14 protein-coding genes are annotated in these 16,612 nt (G+C 54.3%); 8 read left to right on the top strand and 6 right to left on the bottom strand.

What is annotated here, in order from left to right; translation table 11 throughout:
* The first annotated feature begins 159 nt into the window (after positions 1-159).
* The 6 genes from FHI25_RS16025 (at position 160) to FHI25_RS16050 (ending at position 7,820) form a co-directional block, all read left to right on the top strand.
* Complete coding sequence (locus FHI25_RS16025) at positions 160-453, top strand: DUF2849 domain-containing protein (RefSeq protein ID WP_210519487.1); 294 nt, start codon at positions 160-162, stop codon at positions 451-453.
* Between the two features lie 10 nt (positions 454-463).
* Complete coding sequence (locus FHI25_RS16030) at positions 464-2,119, top strand: nitrite/sulfite reductase (RefSeq protein WP_210519489.1); 1,656 nt, start codon at positions 464-466, stop codon at positions 2,117-2,119.
* Positions 2,106-2,621 carry a DUF934 domain-containing protein gene (locus FHI25_RS16035; RefSeq protein ID WP_210519492.1) on the top strand — a complete coding sequence of 172 codons (516 nt, stop codon included), beginning with the start codon at positions 2,106-2,108 and terminating at the stop codon, positions 2,619-2,621. Before FHI25_RS16030 ends, FHI25_RS16035 begins: the two co-directional genes overlap by 14 nt.
* A 341-nt stretch (positions 2,622-2,962) precedes the next feature.
* Entirely contained in the window at positions 2,963-4,630 is a 1,668-nt protein-coding gene (locus FHI25_RS16040) for a methyl-accepting chemotaxis protein (protein WP_210519494.1), read from the top strand.
* A 426-nt stretch (positions 4,631-5,056) separates the two neighbouring features.
* Entirely contained in the window at positions 5,057-6,394 is a 1,338-nt protein-coding gene (locus tag FHI25_RS16045) for a hypothetical protein (protein ID WP_210519496.1), read from the top strand.
* A 37-nt stretch (positions 6,395-6,431) separates the two neighbouring features.
* Positions 6,432-7,820 (top strand): MATE family efflux transporter, encoded by a 1,389-nt coding sequence (locus tag FHI25_RS16050; protein ID WP_210519498.1) that lies wholly within the window; start codon positions 6,432-6,434, stop codon positions 7,818-7,820.
* Between the two features lie 16 nt (positions 7,821-7,836).
* On the opposite strand, the gene FHI25_RS16055 is transcribed toward FHI25_RS16050, so the two are convergent.
* Positions 7,837-8,349: a GNAT family N-acetyltransferase gene (locus FHI25_RS16055; RefSeq protein WP_349238031.1), complete on the bottom strand. Its 513-nt coding sequence runs from the start codon at positions 8,347-8,349 to the stop codon at positions 7,837-7,839.
* A gap of 75 nt (positions 8,350-8,424) precedes the next feature.
* Between FHI25_RS16055 and FHI25_RS16060 the strand changes: the two genes are divergently transcribed.
* Positions 8,425-9,411, top strand: a complete 987-nt coding sequence (locus FHI25_RS16060) for a DUF2971 domain-containing protein (RefSeq protein ID WP_210519502.1) — start codon at positions 8,425-8,427, stop codon at positions 9,409-9,411.
* Here FHI25_RS16060 and FHI25_RS16065 read toward each other — a convergent pair.
* Genes FHI25_RS16065 through FHI25_RS16080 form a run of 4 tightly spaced genes read right to left on the bottom strand, consistent with a single transcriptional unit; the run spans position 9,408 to position 14,760 of the window.
* A complete protein-coding gene (locus FHI25_RS16065) occupies positions 9,408-10,325 on the bottom strand; it encodes a hydroxymethylglutaryl-CoA lyase (RefSeq protein ID WP_210519504.1) in 918 nt (305 codons plus the stop codon). The two genes, FHI25_RS16060 and FHI25_RS16065, sit on opposite strands and share 4 nt — an antisense overlap.
* Positions 10,325-12,328 (bottom strand): acetyl/propionyl/methylcrotonyl-CoA carboxylase subunit alpha, encoded by a 2,004-nt coding sequence (locus FHI25_RS16070; protein WP_210519507.1) that lies wholly within the window; start codon positions 12,326-12,328, stop codon positions 10,325-10,327. Before FHI25_RS16070 ends, FHI25_RS16065 begins: the two co-directional genes overlap by 1 nt.
* A 1-nt stretch (position 12,329) precedes the next feature.
* Complete coding sequence (locus tag FHI25_RS16075; protein WP_210519509.1) at positions 12,330-13,142, bottom strand: enoyl-CoA hydratase/isomerase family protein; 813 nt, start codon at positions 13,140-13,142, stop codon at positions 12,330-12,332.
* 7 nt (positions 13,143-13,149) lie between these two features.
* Positions 13,150-14,760, bottom strand: a complete 1,611-nt coding sequence (locus FHI25_RS16080) for a carboxyl transferase domain-containing protein (RefSeq protein WP_210519512.1) — start codon at positions 14,758-14,760, stop codon at positions 13,150-13,152.
* Positions 14,761-15,040: 280 nt separating this feature from the next.
* Here FHI25_RS16080 and FHI25_RS16085 point away from each other — a divergent pair, with 280 nt between their 5' ends.
* Positions 15,041-15,883, top strand: coding sequence for a hypothetical protein (locus FHI25_RS16085; protein WP_210519514.1), 843 nt, complete (start codon positions 15,041-15,043; stop codon positions 15,881-15,883).
* Positions 15,884-15,945: 62 nt separating this feature from the next.
* On the opposite strand, the gene FHI25_RS16090 is transcribed toward FHI25_RS16085, so the two are convergent.
* Positions 15,946-16,578 (bottom strand): 2-hydroxychromene-2-carboxylate isomerase, encoded by a 633-nt coding sequence (locus FHI25_RS16090; protein WP_008890578.1) that lies wholly within the window; start codon positions 16,576-16,578, stop codon positions 15,946-15,948.
* Between the last annotated feature and the right edge of the window lie 34 nt (positions 16,579-16,612).

The following is a 16,612-nucleotide window of genomic DNA, read 5'->3' on the forward strand; positions in this document are numbered from 1 at the left end:
CCGAGCGGTCAATAGTGGATTATTAAAACACAAAAATAAGTGTAATATATGATATTTCACAAAAAAACTTGACCAATAAGGGGTAATCAGCCAAATTCTGGTGCAGAAAAGGTCCGATACAGGACCAAACCCGAGAGATTTACAGGCTGAGAGAACCGAATGTCCCTGCAAGTTGTCACGGCAAACCGTCTGGAAGACGGGTTGGTGGTGTTCCTGACCAGCAATGGTAGCTGGAGCGAAAACATCAACGATGCCCGCATCGCTGACGGCAAAGAGGCCGCAGATGCGCTTTTGGCTGAAGCCAGTGCACCCGAACTCGATATCGTGATTGTCGGGCCGTATCTGATTGATGTCGAAAAGCAGGGCGCGGATATCGTGCCGACAAAATACCGCGAAGTTCTGCGCACCAAAGGTCCGAGTGTCCGCGAAGACCTCGGCTATCAGGCGGTATAAGGAGAGCCCCATGTATCGTTATGACGATTTTGACCGCCAGCTTGTCCATGAACGGACTGAACAGTTCCGCGAACAGGTGAAACGCCGCCTTGCCGGTGACATTACCGAGGAACAGTTCCGTCCGCTGCGTCTGATGAACGGTGTGTATCTTCAGCTGCATGCCTATATGCTGCGCGTTGCCGTTCCATACGGCACGCTGCGCGCCGATCAGCTGCGCCAGCTTGGTATGATTGCGCGGGTCTATGACAAGGGCTATGGCCATTTCACTACCCGCCAGAACATTCAGTATAACTGGCCGAAACTTGATGAGATCCCTGATGCGTTGCTCGACCTTGCCAAGGTCGAAATGCATGCGATCCAGACATCAGGCAACTGCATTCGTAACACCACGACCGACCAGTATGCCGGTGCTGCGGCCGATGAAATCGAAGATCCGCGCCCCTATTGCGAACTGATCCGTCAGTGGTCGACCTTCCATCCGGAATTCACCTATCTTCCGCGCAAGTTCAAGATCGCCGTGACCGGATCGCCGAATGACCGTGCCGCGGTCAAGGTGCACGATATCGGACTTCGCATGCATCAGAACGATGCGGGTGAAACCGGCTTTGAAGTCATGGTTGGTGGTGGCCTCGGTCGTACGCCGTTTGTTGGTAAGACCATCCGCGAGTTTATCGGCAAGAACGATTTGTTCTCCTATCTCGAAGCCATCCTGCGCGTTTACAACCGCTTTGGCCGCCGTGACAACAAGTACAAGGCGCGTATCAAGATCCTCGTCCACGAGGAAGGCATTGATAAAATCCGCGAGCTTGTCGAAGAAGAATGGGCCCAGATCAAGGACGGGTCGCTGCGCGTTGATGATGCGGAAATCGCCCATTACATCGAACAGTTTGCGCCGCCGGCGTTTGAAGCCCTTTCTGACGACGATGCCGATTTCGAACGTCACAAGTTGGAAAACCGTCGTTTTGCCAACTGGGTGCGTTCGAACGTCATCGCACACAAACAGCCGGGCTATGCGATTGCCAACGTATCGCTGAAACCGATTGGCGGCATTCCAGGCGATGCGACCGACACCCAGATGGAACTGGTTGCCGATCTTTCGGAAAAATACAGCTTTGGCGATGTGCGTGTGACCCACGAACAGAACCTTGTTCTGCCGCACGTCAAAAAGGCCGACCTGTTCGCGGTTTGGAGCGAACTGGACAAGGCCGACCTTGGTACGGCCAACCTTGGCTATGTCACCGATATCATTTCCTGCCCGGGCCTTGATTATTGCGCCTTGGCAACCGCGCGTTCGATCCCGCTGTCACAGCGGATTTCCGAACGTTTCGGGGATCTCGATCGTCAGCATGACATTGGCGAACTCAAGATCAAGATTTCCGGCTGCATTAATGCCTGCGGGCATCACCATGTTGGGCATATCGGTATTCTTGGCCTCGATAAGCGCGGCAAGGAATTCTATCAGATCACGCTGGGCGGCGATGCCAGCCAGGATGCCTCGATCGGCAAGATCGCCGGTGCCGGTTTCTCCGAAGCCGAAGTGGTCGATGCGATCGAAAGCCTTGTGACTAAATATATTGATATCCGCGAAAGCGGCGAACGTTTCATCGACACCTACCGTCGTGTCGGCATGGATCCGTTCAAGGAGGTGCTTTATGGCGATCGTTAAGAATGACAGCGTGATCGAACAGGAATGGAACACGGTTGACGCAGAAGGCGACCTTCCGGCAAGCGACGAAAACCTGATTGTGCCGCTTGCCCGTTTCAAGGAAGAACGTGACAGCCTTCTGGGCCGCAATGGCGGTCTGGGTGTGCAGTTGAACCCGGGCGATGCGCCCGAAGATCTGGCAGATGATCTTGACCGTCTGTCGATCATCACGGTCAATTTCCCGGCCTACACCGATGGCCGTGGATATTCCTATGGCCGGGTGTTGCGTGAACGCATGGGCTTCACCGGCGAACTTCGTGCGGTTGGCGATGTCCTGCGTGACCAGATCCTTTACATGCACCGCTGTGGTTTTGACGCCTATGACCTTAAGGTCGAAGGCGAAGTCGCCCTGAACAAGGTGCGCGCCGCACTTAAGGAAATGTCGGTCTATTATCAGCCGACCGGTGATGGTCGCGTCACAGCACAATCTTTGCGCGAACGTCGTCGCGCCGCTTTGCAGTAACCGGCGAAAAGTACCCGGCCTTCGACCATTGTCGAATAAGTCTGAGCCATTTAATCAAGGGTCCCCGAACAGGGGGCCCTTTTTCTTTTCCCACATGGCTCAATGCATTGGAAACCCTCTAATAAGAGATATTATATGATTGATTTTGCGATAATCTTGCTCCAAATCAAACGTATATATAAGATTATTCTTAAGTGTTATGCTTATACGCAAGGTGACCTCACAATGAATAGGCCGATATCACCTAACGCATAGTGACGTAATCACGCGTATATCACGTAATAATTGTGGAAATATAATATGATGAATGAGGTGACAGAGTAATTGGGAGAACCTCGTTTATGTCGGTGCTTAATCGTCTCAAAATTTCAACAAAAGTATATGGCGGCTTTGGCGTTGTGCTGGTTTTGCTCGTACTTGCCTCTCTCTGGTCGGAGTTCTCGATCAGCAGTGTCGGGGATGACTTCGTGCGGTATCGCCATATCGCATTGCAGTCCAACCAAGCAGGCAGGGTGCAGGCCAACCTGCTTGAGGCACGCGTCTCGGTTAAACACTATCTGCTGACAGGGGACAGTGCTGCGGCAGACAGTGTCGATGAGCGTCTGGCGACAGCAATAAAGTTGAATGACGAACTTGTTGCCCTGCTTGATGAACCGCAAATGATTGAAACGGCTCAATCTGCCGGGGCAAACCTGATCATCTATCGCGATACCTTCGACAAGGTTGCATCACTGCCCGTGGGGGATCCGGCGCGTGAGCAACTGGTGGCTGATACGCTCGATGAAGTTGGCCCGGTGGTTGCCGAAAATCTCGAAGACCTGAAACTGTCGGTCAAGGCGGAACAGGATCAAATCGGTCCCCGTGCGACCAAGGCGGCGTCACAGGCGGTGATCGTTACGGCCATTGTCGGCGGTGTCGCGGTGATCCTTGGTGGTTTTGCCGCATGGATTATTGGGACGGGTATTTCGCGCCCGATCCGTCAGATCACCGAGGTCATGAAGGAACTGGCCGGTGGCAACAAGCAGATTGATATTCCAGGCCAGGACCGTCGCGATGAAATCGGCGATATGTCCAAGGCGGTGCTGGTCTTCAAGGAAAACATGATCCGTGCCGATGAACTTGCCGGACAGGAAGCCGAGGCGGCAAAACGCCGGGAACAGCGTGCTCGAAAAATCAGCGAGCTGACCACCGGCTTTGATCAGGAGATTTCTGTTGTTCTTAAAACCCTGGCCTCTGCCGCGACCGAGATGCAGTCAACCGCAACCGGCATGAGCAGCACGGCCGAGGAAACAAGTCGTCAGTCGGGTATCGTTGCGGCCGCCGCCGAACAGGCATCGACCAACGTTCAGACCGTTGCCAGTGCGACCGAACAACTCAGCGCCTCGATTGCTGAAATCACCCAGCAGGTCAGCCAGTCATCGACTGTTGCCAATCGCGCGGTCGAAGATGCCGAGAAAACCAACATCCAGATCCGTGGCCTTGCCGAGGCCGCGCAAAAGATCGGTGATGTGGTCGGTCTGATCAGCGATATCGCCGAACAAACCAACCTGCTGGCCCTGAATGCCACCATCGAAGCAGCCCGTGCGGGCGATGCCGGCAAAGGCTTTGCCGTTGTCGCGGCAGAGGTCAAAAACCTTGCGACCGCGACGTCACGCGCGACCGAGGACATTACCAACCAGATCACCGGTATTCAGAATGAAACCGATGGCGCGGTAACGGCGATTGGCACGATTTCTTCCACCATCACCGAGATCAGCGAAATATCAGCCGCCATCGCAAGTGCCGTCGAAGAACAGGGGGCGGCAACCCTTGAAATCACCCGCAACGTTCAGGAAGCCTCCGTCGGTACGACCGAGGTAACATCGAACATCGTCAGTGTGAATGAGGCGGCCGGGTCCACCGGCGCTGCTGCCGAGCAGGTGCTGAGTGCCGCGTCAGAATTGTCGCGGGAGTCTGAAAGCCTGCGCCACAAGGTGGAGGAATTCCTGAGCGCGGTACGCGCTGTGTAATCCTATACATTCGAACATGGCAAATATGTTCTGACTGAGGGGCACTCGTTCGGGTGCCCCTTTTTCTGTCTGCATGCGGGCAGAAAACTTTAGAAAGTTATTATTTTAGAGTTGCTTGAACTGTGCTGCCCGCGAAACTGAGCATCAACGCAATATTAATCTTTGGTAATATGGATATGTATAGTTTTCGCCAAAAGGGTAGCGTCAGATCGCAATATCCTGTATGCAATTAATAGCTGTTTATGTTGGCCTTTGAGACAACCTTTAAGGTTTTAGTCGGCTGTCCTTTGCGTGAAGACAGCAACCCGGAAGGGGATTTCTGACCGACACCCGAACTTTTCGATGTGTGCCATCTTTTGGGCAAAGAAGGTGGTTCTAATCACAGGCAGCCGTTCTCTTGATCAAGCGAGGTGGCCGGAACCATAGATGACTACTGTATCGGGACTTGCACATGTGGTTGACGGATGCGTGATTACGCGGGATTTTGCCCGCTATGACCGTGCCTATCACGACAAAGTACAAAGATATAACGATCATCTTGGTGCCATGGCGGGGATATTGCGCCGCTTCAGCGAATATAGCCGCACCATGCTTGCGTCCCAGCAGCTCTATATCTATGCCAAGTGGCTTGCACGTTACACGGCTTATTGGCCGCGGCTCGATGATCTTGTAACGCGCCTTGAAAGCAGTTTTGCCGAAACCGATCAAAGTTACGTTGCGCGCCAATCATCGGTCGATGGATCGTGGGGCTGGCAATATACCGAGTTTCATCACAAGTTTGATGCGACCATTGTGCGTCTGCATGAACTGGCAACGGAAAAACGCGCACCGCGCCATCCGCTTCATTTTCTGGAGCCGGTATCAACCATCCCGAAGATGCGCGCCTATCTCGAAGATCTTCTGGTGTCGGATATTGCCGCGACCGGGCGCAACAAACGTGATGAACTGGGCTCGGTTCTGTGTTGTCTGGCGCAGTTGTGCTTCAAGCCGCGTCTGCGCAATTTTGCCCGGGAACATGTCAGCGGGATCGCACTTGATGATGCCTATATCAAGGCCTTTACCGATTTCCTCGACGATATTCAGAACCCTGAAACCGGTTACTGGGGGCCATGGTATTCATCAGATGGTAAAACCCATCGCTATGACGATCTGAGTTTTACGTTCCACATTGTGTCCTATCGCAAAGGGGACGTTCGCCATTGGCCAAGCCTGATCCGCACGACACTTGAGCGGCGGGGTGAAGAATATCCGGTTGGCTGGCGGAGCCGTGGCAATTTCAACAACCACAACAACTACGATGTCGCGAAGATATTTCGTCATGGCTGGTCACATATGACACCAGCCCAGCGCGATTTCGCAGCAAGTCAGCTTGACGAGATGTTGGACTGGTGCCTGACGCATTCCATGCGCAAGGATGGCAGTTTTGTCTTTGACGAACATTTCTATAACTCGCTTGAGTCCTGCCACTATTTCGGCGTTTCGTTCCTTGATGAGGCCGGGTATTTCCGGCCGCGCAAACGGTTCTGGACCGATCGGAAATTTCCCGAGGCCAGCAGTGTGCAGCACCATGTGATAGCCCGCTTGAATGAGTTCTGCCCGCAAAATCCAAGCGTCATCGCCGCGAAATGGAAGGCTGGAACGGATCTGAACCTTGCGGCGAAACAACCGGTATCGACGGCAGAAACAGAACATCTTTCAAGGCGGCAGCGGCACAAGTTCCTTATCAGTGCCGATACATCTGCAAGCTCTTTCAAAAACGATTGATGCCTCGCTTTTCCAACCGTGATGGATCAAACAGAAAATGGCGTTGCAGCAGCAGTATTTTATCAGTGGGTCGGTTCTGCGCCATATCCTCGGCATGGCTTCGACAAGCATGCTTGCGCTTGTTGCGATGGTGGCTGTCGATGCGCTTGATCTGTTCTTCCTGAGCCTTCTGGGCGATGTCGATATTGTTGCCGCACTTGGCTTTGCCTGGCCCCTGATATTTTTCACGCTGGCGATATCGCTTGGGGTGTCGACATCAATGACAGCGTTGGTGGCACGGGCCGAGGGGCTTGGCGACCGTGACCGCGCGCGTGTGATGGCAACGCATATTCTGCTTTTTGGTGTTGGTCTTTCGGTTCTGATGACGGCGGTGATTTGGTGGGGGGCGCCAGTTATGCTGGCAGCACTTGGCGCATCAGGCCGCGTCCATGAGATTGGTACAAGTTATCTACAGATTGTCATGCTTTGCCTGCCCATTCTGGTGCTGAGTATGGCGTCCGGGGCGCTTTTACGGGTGATCGGGGCCAAACAGCGGTCGATGTGGGCCAAGATCGCAGGGGCGGTCACCAACGGTGTGCTTGATCCGATCTTCATCTTTGGTTTTGGCTGGGGTGTGGAGGGGGCTGCCTGGGCCACCGTGATATCGCGCGTCGTGATCATGGTGATTGCGTTTTATGGCGTGCGCAATGTGCATAACATGCTGGGCCATTTCAATCGTGCTGTATTCGCGCAAGATGTTCGCGAAATTGCCCGGGTCACCGTGCCGGTCGGGCTGGCCAAAACCGGCCCGCCAATTGCCAGCGGTTTTATCATGGCATCAATGGCAAAGTTTGGGTCAGATGCCGTCGCGGCAATGGCGATCATCGAACGCATCGCGCCATTTGCCTTTGTCGGTTACATGGCCTTGCCGCAGGCTATCGGACCGATCTTTGGACAGAATTTTTCCGCTAAACGCACGGATCGGGTGCGCGCCATCTGGCATTCGGTCTGGGGGCTGATTGTTGTCTATGGTTTGGTGGTGTCAGCACTGTTGTTTGTTTTGTCTGACCAATTGGCTGAGCTGTTTCGCACCACGCCGGAAACTGCAAACCTGCTGGGCCTGTTCTGTACGGCGATTGCGCCGCTTTATATGTTCCTGGGTCTGCAATTTTCATCCCATACCTTCTTTAACGTCACCGGGCGGCCTAATCTTGCGATGCTTGCCGATCTTGCCAAGGAGTTTCTTGGCGTGATCCCGCTCGTCTGGTTGGGTAGCATCTATTTCGGGGCCGTCGGGGTTTTGTGGGGGCAGGTCGCAGGGATTGTGTTGTTTGGTGCCTTGACCGGCATCGTCAGCTACAGGCTGGCGTGCCAGAAACCTCAGCCAGACCAATTGTTGCAATCGGGGACACACAAGCCCGTGGTTGGCGGCGGCAACGCAGGGTGACTTGCGATCAGAAAGATCAGCTTTGTTTCTGAGCGCGGGCATCCAGCGTCATCAAAAGACACGGGCCCTTGGCGGTTTCATATTCCCGCCCGGCAACAAACCCGATGGCCTCATAACACCGGATGGCACGTTCGTTTTCCGGATCGGGATCAATGCCGATCATGGGCGCGCCACGTTCAAACAATTGGCGTGTCAGCATCTTTAAAAACATCTGCCCATGCCCGCAGCCCATCATGTCTGGCACGCCAATAAAGGCGTCCAGACAGCGGGTATGTTCGGGCAAGGGCTCAAAATGCGCCTGCGGCCATTGATGGGCGTCATAATGCTGCACGAATGCAAACGGCCGGTTGCGGTACGACACAATCAGGGTCGCCATTTCGGCCAGTTCGACATCTTCGGAAATCAGTTCAATCTGCTCAGCCGGATCGCCCCACCAGCGGACAACTTCGGGCACATGCAGCCAGCGGCCAATCATTGGCAGATCGTTCGGGGTGGCCCGTCTGAGGCTATATACAGGTACGGGGCTAATTGTTGTACACTCCGAATGCTAGCTATTCCCGTGCGCAACTACACGAATATTCCTGACTGTCATTTATGGTGAATAATGGAAATTTCAGAAGAACAGATATGGGAAAAACATGAAAGTCTTTTCCATTACACAGATCAGGCTGGATTGCTTGGTATACTTAATACAAATGATTTTTGGGCTTCTAGCTACAAGTTTCTGAATGACAGCCAAGAAGTTCTGCATTTTCGTGAAGTACTGCTTGGAGTGCTATTTCCGCATTTTTTGAAGGCTGTTTCAGAAGCCGTCAAACTAGGAAGAGTTTCGCAGAGTGAGCTTGATCTTTTCTCGGGGGTGAGAGGGCTCGCAGAGAGTCAGGCCATTGAGTTTATCGACTCACTTTACAGGTCTACCTTCGAGAGCGATGGAGATAATGTTGAGGCCGTGCACCCATTCTTCGTTTCTTTTTGTAGTCATAACGGTGAGTACGAACAAGCTAATGGCTTGTTGAGCCAGTGGCGTGGATATGGGGCGGGGGGAGGTTACGCTATAGAATTTGATACGCACAAACTTGCTCAGTATATCGAAGTTGGATTGAGCAAATATGATTGGGCAGTGGCGTACATGGGGGACGTAGTCTATGGCTCTGAGTATTCGGAGTTAGGTTCTGTTCGCCCTAAGATTGATAAGATTGTCGAGGCCGCTAACCGTTTGTTTCTTGGTCAGGAACCTCATTTTAAGCCAGATACTTATGATGCGTTTGTGAATCCTGCTACCAGGCTAAAGCACTGGGGGTTTCACGAAGAACATGAGGTAAGAATAGTTGCAGCGCCTATTCTAAGAGGAAGTATTTTTGATGACGGCTCCACCAGCGATGAAAGGTGCAAAAAAATACTATGTCGCAACAGTAGACGAGGTATTCTCCCTTATATCCAGTTGGTGGAAGACAGTGCACAAGCACTGCCAATCAAGAAAATTATTGTTGGACCAAGTAGCGATCAAGACCGGAGTTTTGCGGCGGTTAGGTTTGCCCTCCGCGGGCGAGATATCAAAGTTGTGAAATCATCTACGCCATTCGTCGGTTAGTTTCGTTTGGCTGCCAAGGCCAGATTGACCTTCGATGCAGTTGATTTTGCTATCTGATCACAAATCCAGCTTCCTGTCTCGGCAAGCTTTTCAAGATCGATACCGGTTTTGATGCCAAGCCCGTTCAGCATATAGACAACATCCTCGGTTGCGACATTGCCACTGGCCCCCTTTGCGTAGGGGCAGCCGCCCAGTCCGGCGACCGAACTGTCGACTACAGCCACACCCATTTGCAGCACAGCAAGCAAATTGGCCAGCGCCTGACCATAGGTGTCATGGAAGTGGGCGGCGAGCTTTTCGGTCGGTATATCCTTGGCAGCAGCGGCGATCATCGCCTGTGCCTTGGCGGGCGTGCCTGTGCCGATGGTATCGCCCAGACTGATTTCATAGCAGCCCATGTCATAAAGTGCGCGGGCGACTTCTGCGACCTTTTCAGGCGCAATGTCGCCTTCATACGGGCAGCCCATAACGCAGGAAACATATCCGCGTACTGAAAGGCCCGCGTCACGCGCCGCATCGGCCACCGGGCGGAAGCGATCAAGGCTTTCAGCAATCGAGCAATTGATGTTCTTTTGCGAGAAACTTTCCGATGCCGCGCCAAATACCGCAACCTCGGTCGCGCCCGCGGCAATCGCGGCCTCAAGACCCTTCATGTTCGGGGCCAGCACCGGGTATGTCACACCGGGTTTGCGGGTGATCTGGGCCATGACATCGGGCGCATCGGCCATTTGCGGCACCCATTTCGGGCTGACAAAGGCGGTGGTTTCTATCACGGATAATCCGGCATCATTCAGGCGATGGATCAACTCGACCTTGGTTGCAGTCGGGACCATTGCCTTTTCGTTCTGAAGCCCGTCACGCGGACCGACTTCAACGATTTTGACATGGCTTGGCAAATCGGAAATCAGGGCCATTATTCGGCCTCCTCGATCGCGATCAGTTCTGCGCCATCATCGACCTGATCGCCGACACCAAAGAACACTTCCTTGATCGTGCCGGTGACGGGGGCTGAAATGGTGTGTTCCATTTTCATCGCTTCCATCACGACAAGCTTGTCACCCGCCGTGACCGATTGACCAACCTTGGCCATCACAGCGATGATCTTGCCCGGCATCGGTGCGGTCAGTCCACCACCGGTACCTTCGTTGCCACCAGCCGCGGCCAGCGGATCAAAGATGTCGAGACGGTCCGAGCGACCATCACGGAATATCATCAGACGATTACCGTCACGAAGCACCGAAGCGCGTTTGCGGACGTTATTCAGGCTGGCAACGATGGCGCCATTTTCATCATGCTCGGCACTGGCGATGATAGCGCTACCATCAGGCATATCGATGACATAGCCCTGATCACGGTAATGCACCTTGACCAGCAGATCCGTACCGTCATGACGCAGGATCAGGTCATGGTGGTTATCGTCATTCAGCCGGAAACCAGCCGTGCTGTGCCAGGGCGAATAGGGATCGTTGCTTTGCGCTGCATAAAGGGCGGCCTCGGCATCGCGGGTCAGCAGGATATCAAGGGCGGCGAATGCCAGCGCCTCGTTATCAGGCGTGGTTGGGGCGGGGATCAGATCATCCTGATAGTTCGGGATGAAGCCGGTTTCGACCTCGCCCCGTTCAAAGGCCGGATGGCGCGCGATATTGCCAAGGAAGCCGGTATTGGTGGTCACACCAACAATCTGAACATCATTTAGCGCAGTCGCCATGCGACGCAGGGCCGATGTGCGGTCCACATCCCAGGTGATCAGCTTGGCAATCATCGGGTCATAATGGATCGATACTTCGCCGCCTTCATAAACGCCGGTATCAACGCGCACATGATCGGTTTCGCGCGGCATGCGCATATGGACAAGCTTGCCGGTTGCGGGCAGGAAATCATTCTGCGGGTCTTCGGCATAGATGCGGACTTCAAAGGCATGACCGTTGATCGAAAGGTCTTCCTGCGCCTTTGGCAGTTTTTCGCCATCGGCGGCACGCAGCTGCCATTCCACAAGGTCTTCGCCGGTGATTTTTTCGGTCACCGGATGTTCGACTTGAAGGCGGGTATTCATTTCCATGAAATAGAACGCACCAGACGCGTCCAGCAGGAATTCAACCGTGCCAGCCCCCTGATAGCCAATCGCCTTGGCGGCATCGACCGCGGCCTTGCCCATCTGGGTACGGAGGTCCTCGGTCATTCCCGGTGCCGGGGCCTCTTCAATCACCTTCTGGTGGCGGCGCTGCAGGGAGCAATCGCGTTCAAACAGGTAAACCGCATTGCCATGGCTGTCGGCAAAGACCTGAATTTCAACGTGGCGCGGTTTGACGATCAGTTTTTCAATCAGGCAATGATCATCGCCAAAGCTGCTTGCGGCTTCGCGTTTGCAACTGATCAGGGCGTCCTTGAAATCGGATGCCTTTTCAACCGCACGCATGCCTTTGCCACCGCCGCCGGCGGATGCCTTGATCAATACCGGATAGCCGATCTTGTCGGCCTCGGCGGCCAGAAGGTCGGGGTCCTGATCTTCGCCGTGATAACCTGGCACCAACGGGACACCAGCCTTGCCCATGATTTTCTTGGCTTCGGATTTTGATCCCATGGCGCGGATGGCACTTGCCGGCGGGCCGACAAAGACGCAACCGGCCTTTTCCAGTGCATCGGCGAAACCGGCGTTTTCCGACAGGAAGCCATAGCCCGGATGAACCGCATCGGCACCGGATTGCGCGATGACTTCAAGCAACCGGTCGGTGCGCAGATAGCTGTCCTTGGGCGCGGGGGCGCCAATGTGATAGGCCTCGTCGGCGTGTTTGACATGCAGGGCATTGGCGTCGGCATCGGAATAAACGGCGACCGTGGCAATTCCCATGCGACGGGCGGTCTTGATCACGCGGCAGGCGATCTCACCGCGGTTGGCGATCAGAAGTTTGCGCGGCATGTTATTTCTTGCTCCAGTTCGCGGGACGTTTTTCCAGAAAGGCACCGACACCTTCGCGGCCTTCGGCACTTGCGCGTTGATCGGCAATGCGTCGGGCCGTGTCATCAATCACGGCATCTGAGATCGGCTTGTTGGCAACCGCGTAAATCAGGTTCTTGGCAGCGTGCATCGCATCCGGGCCATTGGCGAGCAGAAGATTCGCCATTTCCTGCCCACGGGCAGCCAATTCATCGCCAGAAACAATTTCATGCACCAGCCCAATCTGCTGGGCGGTCTTGGCGTCAAACCGTTCGGCGGTCAGGAAATAACGCCGCGCCTGATTGACCCCGATGGCCTCAACCACATAGGGCGAAATCACCGCCGGGATCAGGCCCAGCTTGACTTCCGACAAGCAGAAGCTGGCACGATCGGACGCGATCACAATATCGCAACACGCCGCCAGACCAACCCCGCCGCCAAAGGCAGCCCCGTTGACCAATGCAATGGTCGGTTTCGAGGCAAAGTTCAAAACCTTCATCAGCTTGGCGAGTGCACGTGAGTCGGCAAGGTTTTCAGCATGGCTATAGCCCGCCATACGTTTCATCCAATTCAGATCCGCCCCGGCCGAAAAGCTTTTGCCAGCCCCGGTCAGGATTATCACACGAACAGCCGGATCGGCATCAAGGGCTTCGATCTTGGCGGTCAGATCGTTGATCAGGACATCATCAAATGCATTGTGAATTTCGGGCCGGTTCAAGGTGATGGTCGCAACACCATTGGCGGCGATTTCACAGAGCGCGGCATCAGAAATGTTATCGGTGTTTACATTGCTCATGACGGCCTCACATTCTGAACACGCCAAACCGGGTTTCTTCGACCGGTTTGTTGAGTGCCGCTGACAGGCCAAGACCAAGAACCATGCGGGTATCAGCCGGATCAATCACGCCATCATCCCAAAGGCGGGCGGACGCGTAGTAGGGGTGGCCTTGTTCCTCGTATTGATCGCGGATCGGTGCCTTGAACGCCTCCTGCTCGGCCTTCGGCCAGTTTTCTCCGCGCTTTTCGGCGGCATCGGCGCGAATTTGCGTCAAAACGTTCGCCGCCTGTTCGCCGCCCATGACTGAAATACGGGCATTTGGCCACATCCACAGGAAGCGCGGGCTGTATGCGCGACCACACATGCCATAGTTGCCTGCCCCAAAGGACCCACCGATCAGGACAGTGAATTTCGGTACATTGGCGGTGGCAACGGCGGTGACAAGCTTCGCACCGTCCTTGGCAATGCCGCCGCTTTCATATTTGCGGCCGATCATGAAGCCGGTGATGTTTTGCAGGAACACCAACGGAATGCCGCGCTGCGCACAGAGCTCGATGAAATGCGCACCCTTAAGTGCGCTTTCGGAAAAGAGGATACCGTTATTGGCAATGATGCCGACCGGATAGCCAAAGATGCGGGCAAAGCCGGTGACCAACGTCGTGCCGTACTGTGCCTTGAACTCATCAAAGTCGGAGCCATCAACGATGCGGGCGATGATTTCACGCACGTCATAGGGCTTTTTGGTGTCGGTTGGAACCACGCCATAAATCTCGCGCGGATCATAGGCTGGTGTGCGCGGCTCGGTCAAAGTCAGGCCAGGGTTCTTCGTCCAGTTCAGGTTCTTGACGATATCACGCGCAATCGAAAGCGCGTGGCTGTCATCCTGGGCATAATGGTCGGTCACACCGGACGTTTTGCAATGAACGTCGGCCCCGCCAAGATCCTCGGCCGAGACAACTTCACCGGTGGCGGCCTTCACCAGCGGCGGACCGCCGAGAAAGATCGTGCCCTGTTTGCGGACAATGATGCTTTCATCCGACATCGCCGGGACATAGGCACCACCCGCCGTGCAGGACCCCATGACAACCGCGATCTGCGGGATGCCCTTGGATGACATGGTCGCCTGGTTAAAGAAGATGCGTCCGAAATGGTCGCGATCCGGGAACACATCATCCTGACGGGGCAGGTTGGCCCCGCCGCTATCGACCAGATAGATGCAGGGCAGATTGTTTTCCAGCGCGATTTCCTGTGCGCGAAGATGCTTCTTCACCGTCATCGGGTAGTAGGAACCGCCCTTGACCGTGGCATCATTGGCGACAATCACGCATTCAACGCCTGAAACACGGCCAATGCCGGTAATGATGCCGGCTGCCGGAACGTCTTCATCGCCATACATGCCATGTGCGGCAAGCTGCGAGAGTTCCAGAAACGGGGAGCCGACATCAAGAAGCTGGCGAATACGTTCACGCGGCAGCAATTTGCCCCGCCCGGTATGACGATCACGGGCGCGTTCACCGCCGCCCAATTTGACCGCTGCGATTTGATCGCGCAAATCCGCAACCAGCTTTTCCATATGTTCGGCATTGTTGCGGAATTCTTCGGAACGGGCGTTCACCGCAGATTTCAGTACCGTCATCGTCCGTTTTCACCGTTTTTTTGTTATGGGCAAATCGGCCCGCGTGCAGGGTGTTTATGGCTGTTGTTATCGGTGAAGTTTACGTAAACGTCAATATTAAATCGGTATTTCAGTACCGAAATTAACTATATGCTATCAAATCACCCATAGCGTTTAGCGCATATGAGGTTGTTTGCAGGTGACCAGTGGTCGCCATAAAATCGCAGCCGATCCTTATTTTGATTGATCTTGTCTTGGGAATGCGGGCGAAAAAATAATGTCATACCGGACTTTGATCTGTTTGGTTTTTTGTTCATGTGTTGCTGCTGTTTTCGGACAAAGGCCAGCGCATGCGCAAGATACGCTTCAGGAAATTCATTGGCTTAAGGCCGATGTGCCGCCGATTGGTATTGGTAGTGGACCGTTGGCTGGCAAGGGGCTTCATGGCGGGATCCTTGATATATTGTTCGGTGAGTCGCTTGATCCCGACATGGTGAAGGGGCATGCCAATATGGCGCGGTTGTTTGCCCTGATGAAAACGGGAAACTATTGCGTGCCGGGACTGATTCGGACGGCTGAGCGCGAAGAGGTTGTCTATTTTTCCAAGCAGCCAAGCGCGGTGCTTGAGAGCAGTCACCTGGTGTATTCGCCGGATAACCGAAAGCTCCGTGAGGCGATTGATGACAAGGTTTCGCTGGCCCAGTTGCTTGACGCGGGTTTTGTCGTCGGAATCGGGGCGGGCATTTCGTATGGCGAAGAAACAGACAGGATCATCCAGCGCTATTCAAACTCAGACAGCGTCGTTCGACATCCCACACCCAATTTCCTGGCGCCAATGTTGTCGATGATTGAAATGAAACGTGTGGACTTTTCGCTGGCGCCACCCTGGGCGTTGACGTGGTTTCTAATCAATCAAAAGAACGGTCTTGGTGGTGATAGCGCCCCGATGATCGTCACCCACCCATTCCGCGAAGCATCAGAAAAAATCAATTACCACGTGGTTTGCACCAAGAATGATTGGGGCAAGAAAGCGGTTGCCATGATTGACGAAGTTCTTACACGCGATGATATCCGCCAAGCTCTTGCGCGCAATGCGCAAACCTGGTTGTCGGCCACGAAAGTGCAAGAAAAAGTCGTTAAGTAGAAAGGCTGATCTGCATCTTCCAGAAGGGTTTGTTCTGCATTCAACGGCGACGTTTGACGGTGCTACTGCCCGGGGTTGTCTGTTGTGCTGCCAAGTGTGAGTTTGCGCAGTGAAATCCACTGGGCGAGTTGATCGATGCGGTCATTCCCGAAGAAAGGTTCGTCCTCGTAGAAGAAGAAGGGCGAACCGAAGGCACCCATCTTGATCGCGTCCTCGGTGACAGCGCGGACATGGTCTTTCCATTTCTGGGATTCTACGGCAGCACGCATTTCGGATGCATTGATGGAATGGCGGGTTGCGGCGGCAAAAACGTTTTCCGGGTTCGACATATCAAGCCCGTCGGCAAAATAGCCGCGATAGATATCCTTGGCGAACTTGCGCGCCAACATCGGAGATCGCGATTCCAGCCAGTAATAGGCCCGGGTCGGAACCAGTGCCGCGTAGGGGAAGTTATTGGGGATTTGGAACGGAATGTTTTGCAGGCGAGCGCAGCGTTCCATATCGTGACGGAAATACGGACCGCGGATCGGCTGATCCAGAAGCGGGCTTTGTCCTGTCTGTTTGAAGGCAGCGCCTATCATGAAGGGGCGCCAGACGACCGTGACGCCATGGCGTTTTTCGAAGTCTTCCATCCGTTCGGCCGCAAGATAGCCGTAAGGTGACGAGAAATCGAAGTAGAAGCTGACTTCAGACATGTTCCTGCACCCGTTTTCCGTTTTGTTTTCACCA

The organism is Thalassospira sp. ER-Se-21-Dark (assembly GCF_017922435.1).
GTDB lineage: Bacteria > Pseudomonadota > Alphaproteobacteria > Rhodospirillales > Thalassospiraceae > Thalassospira.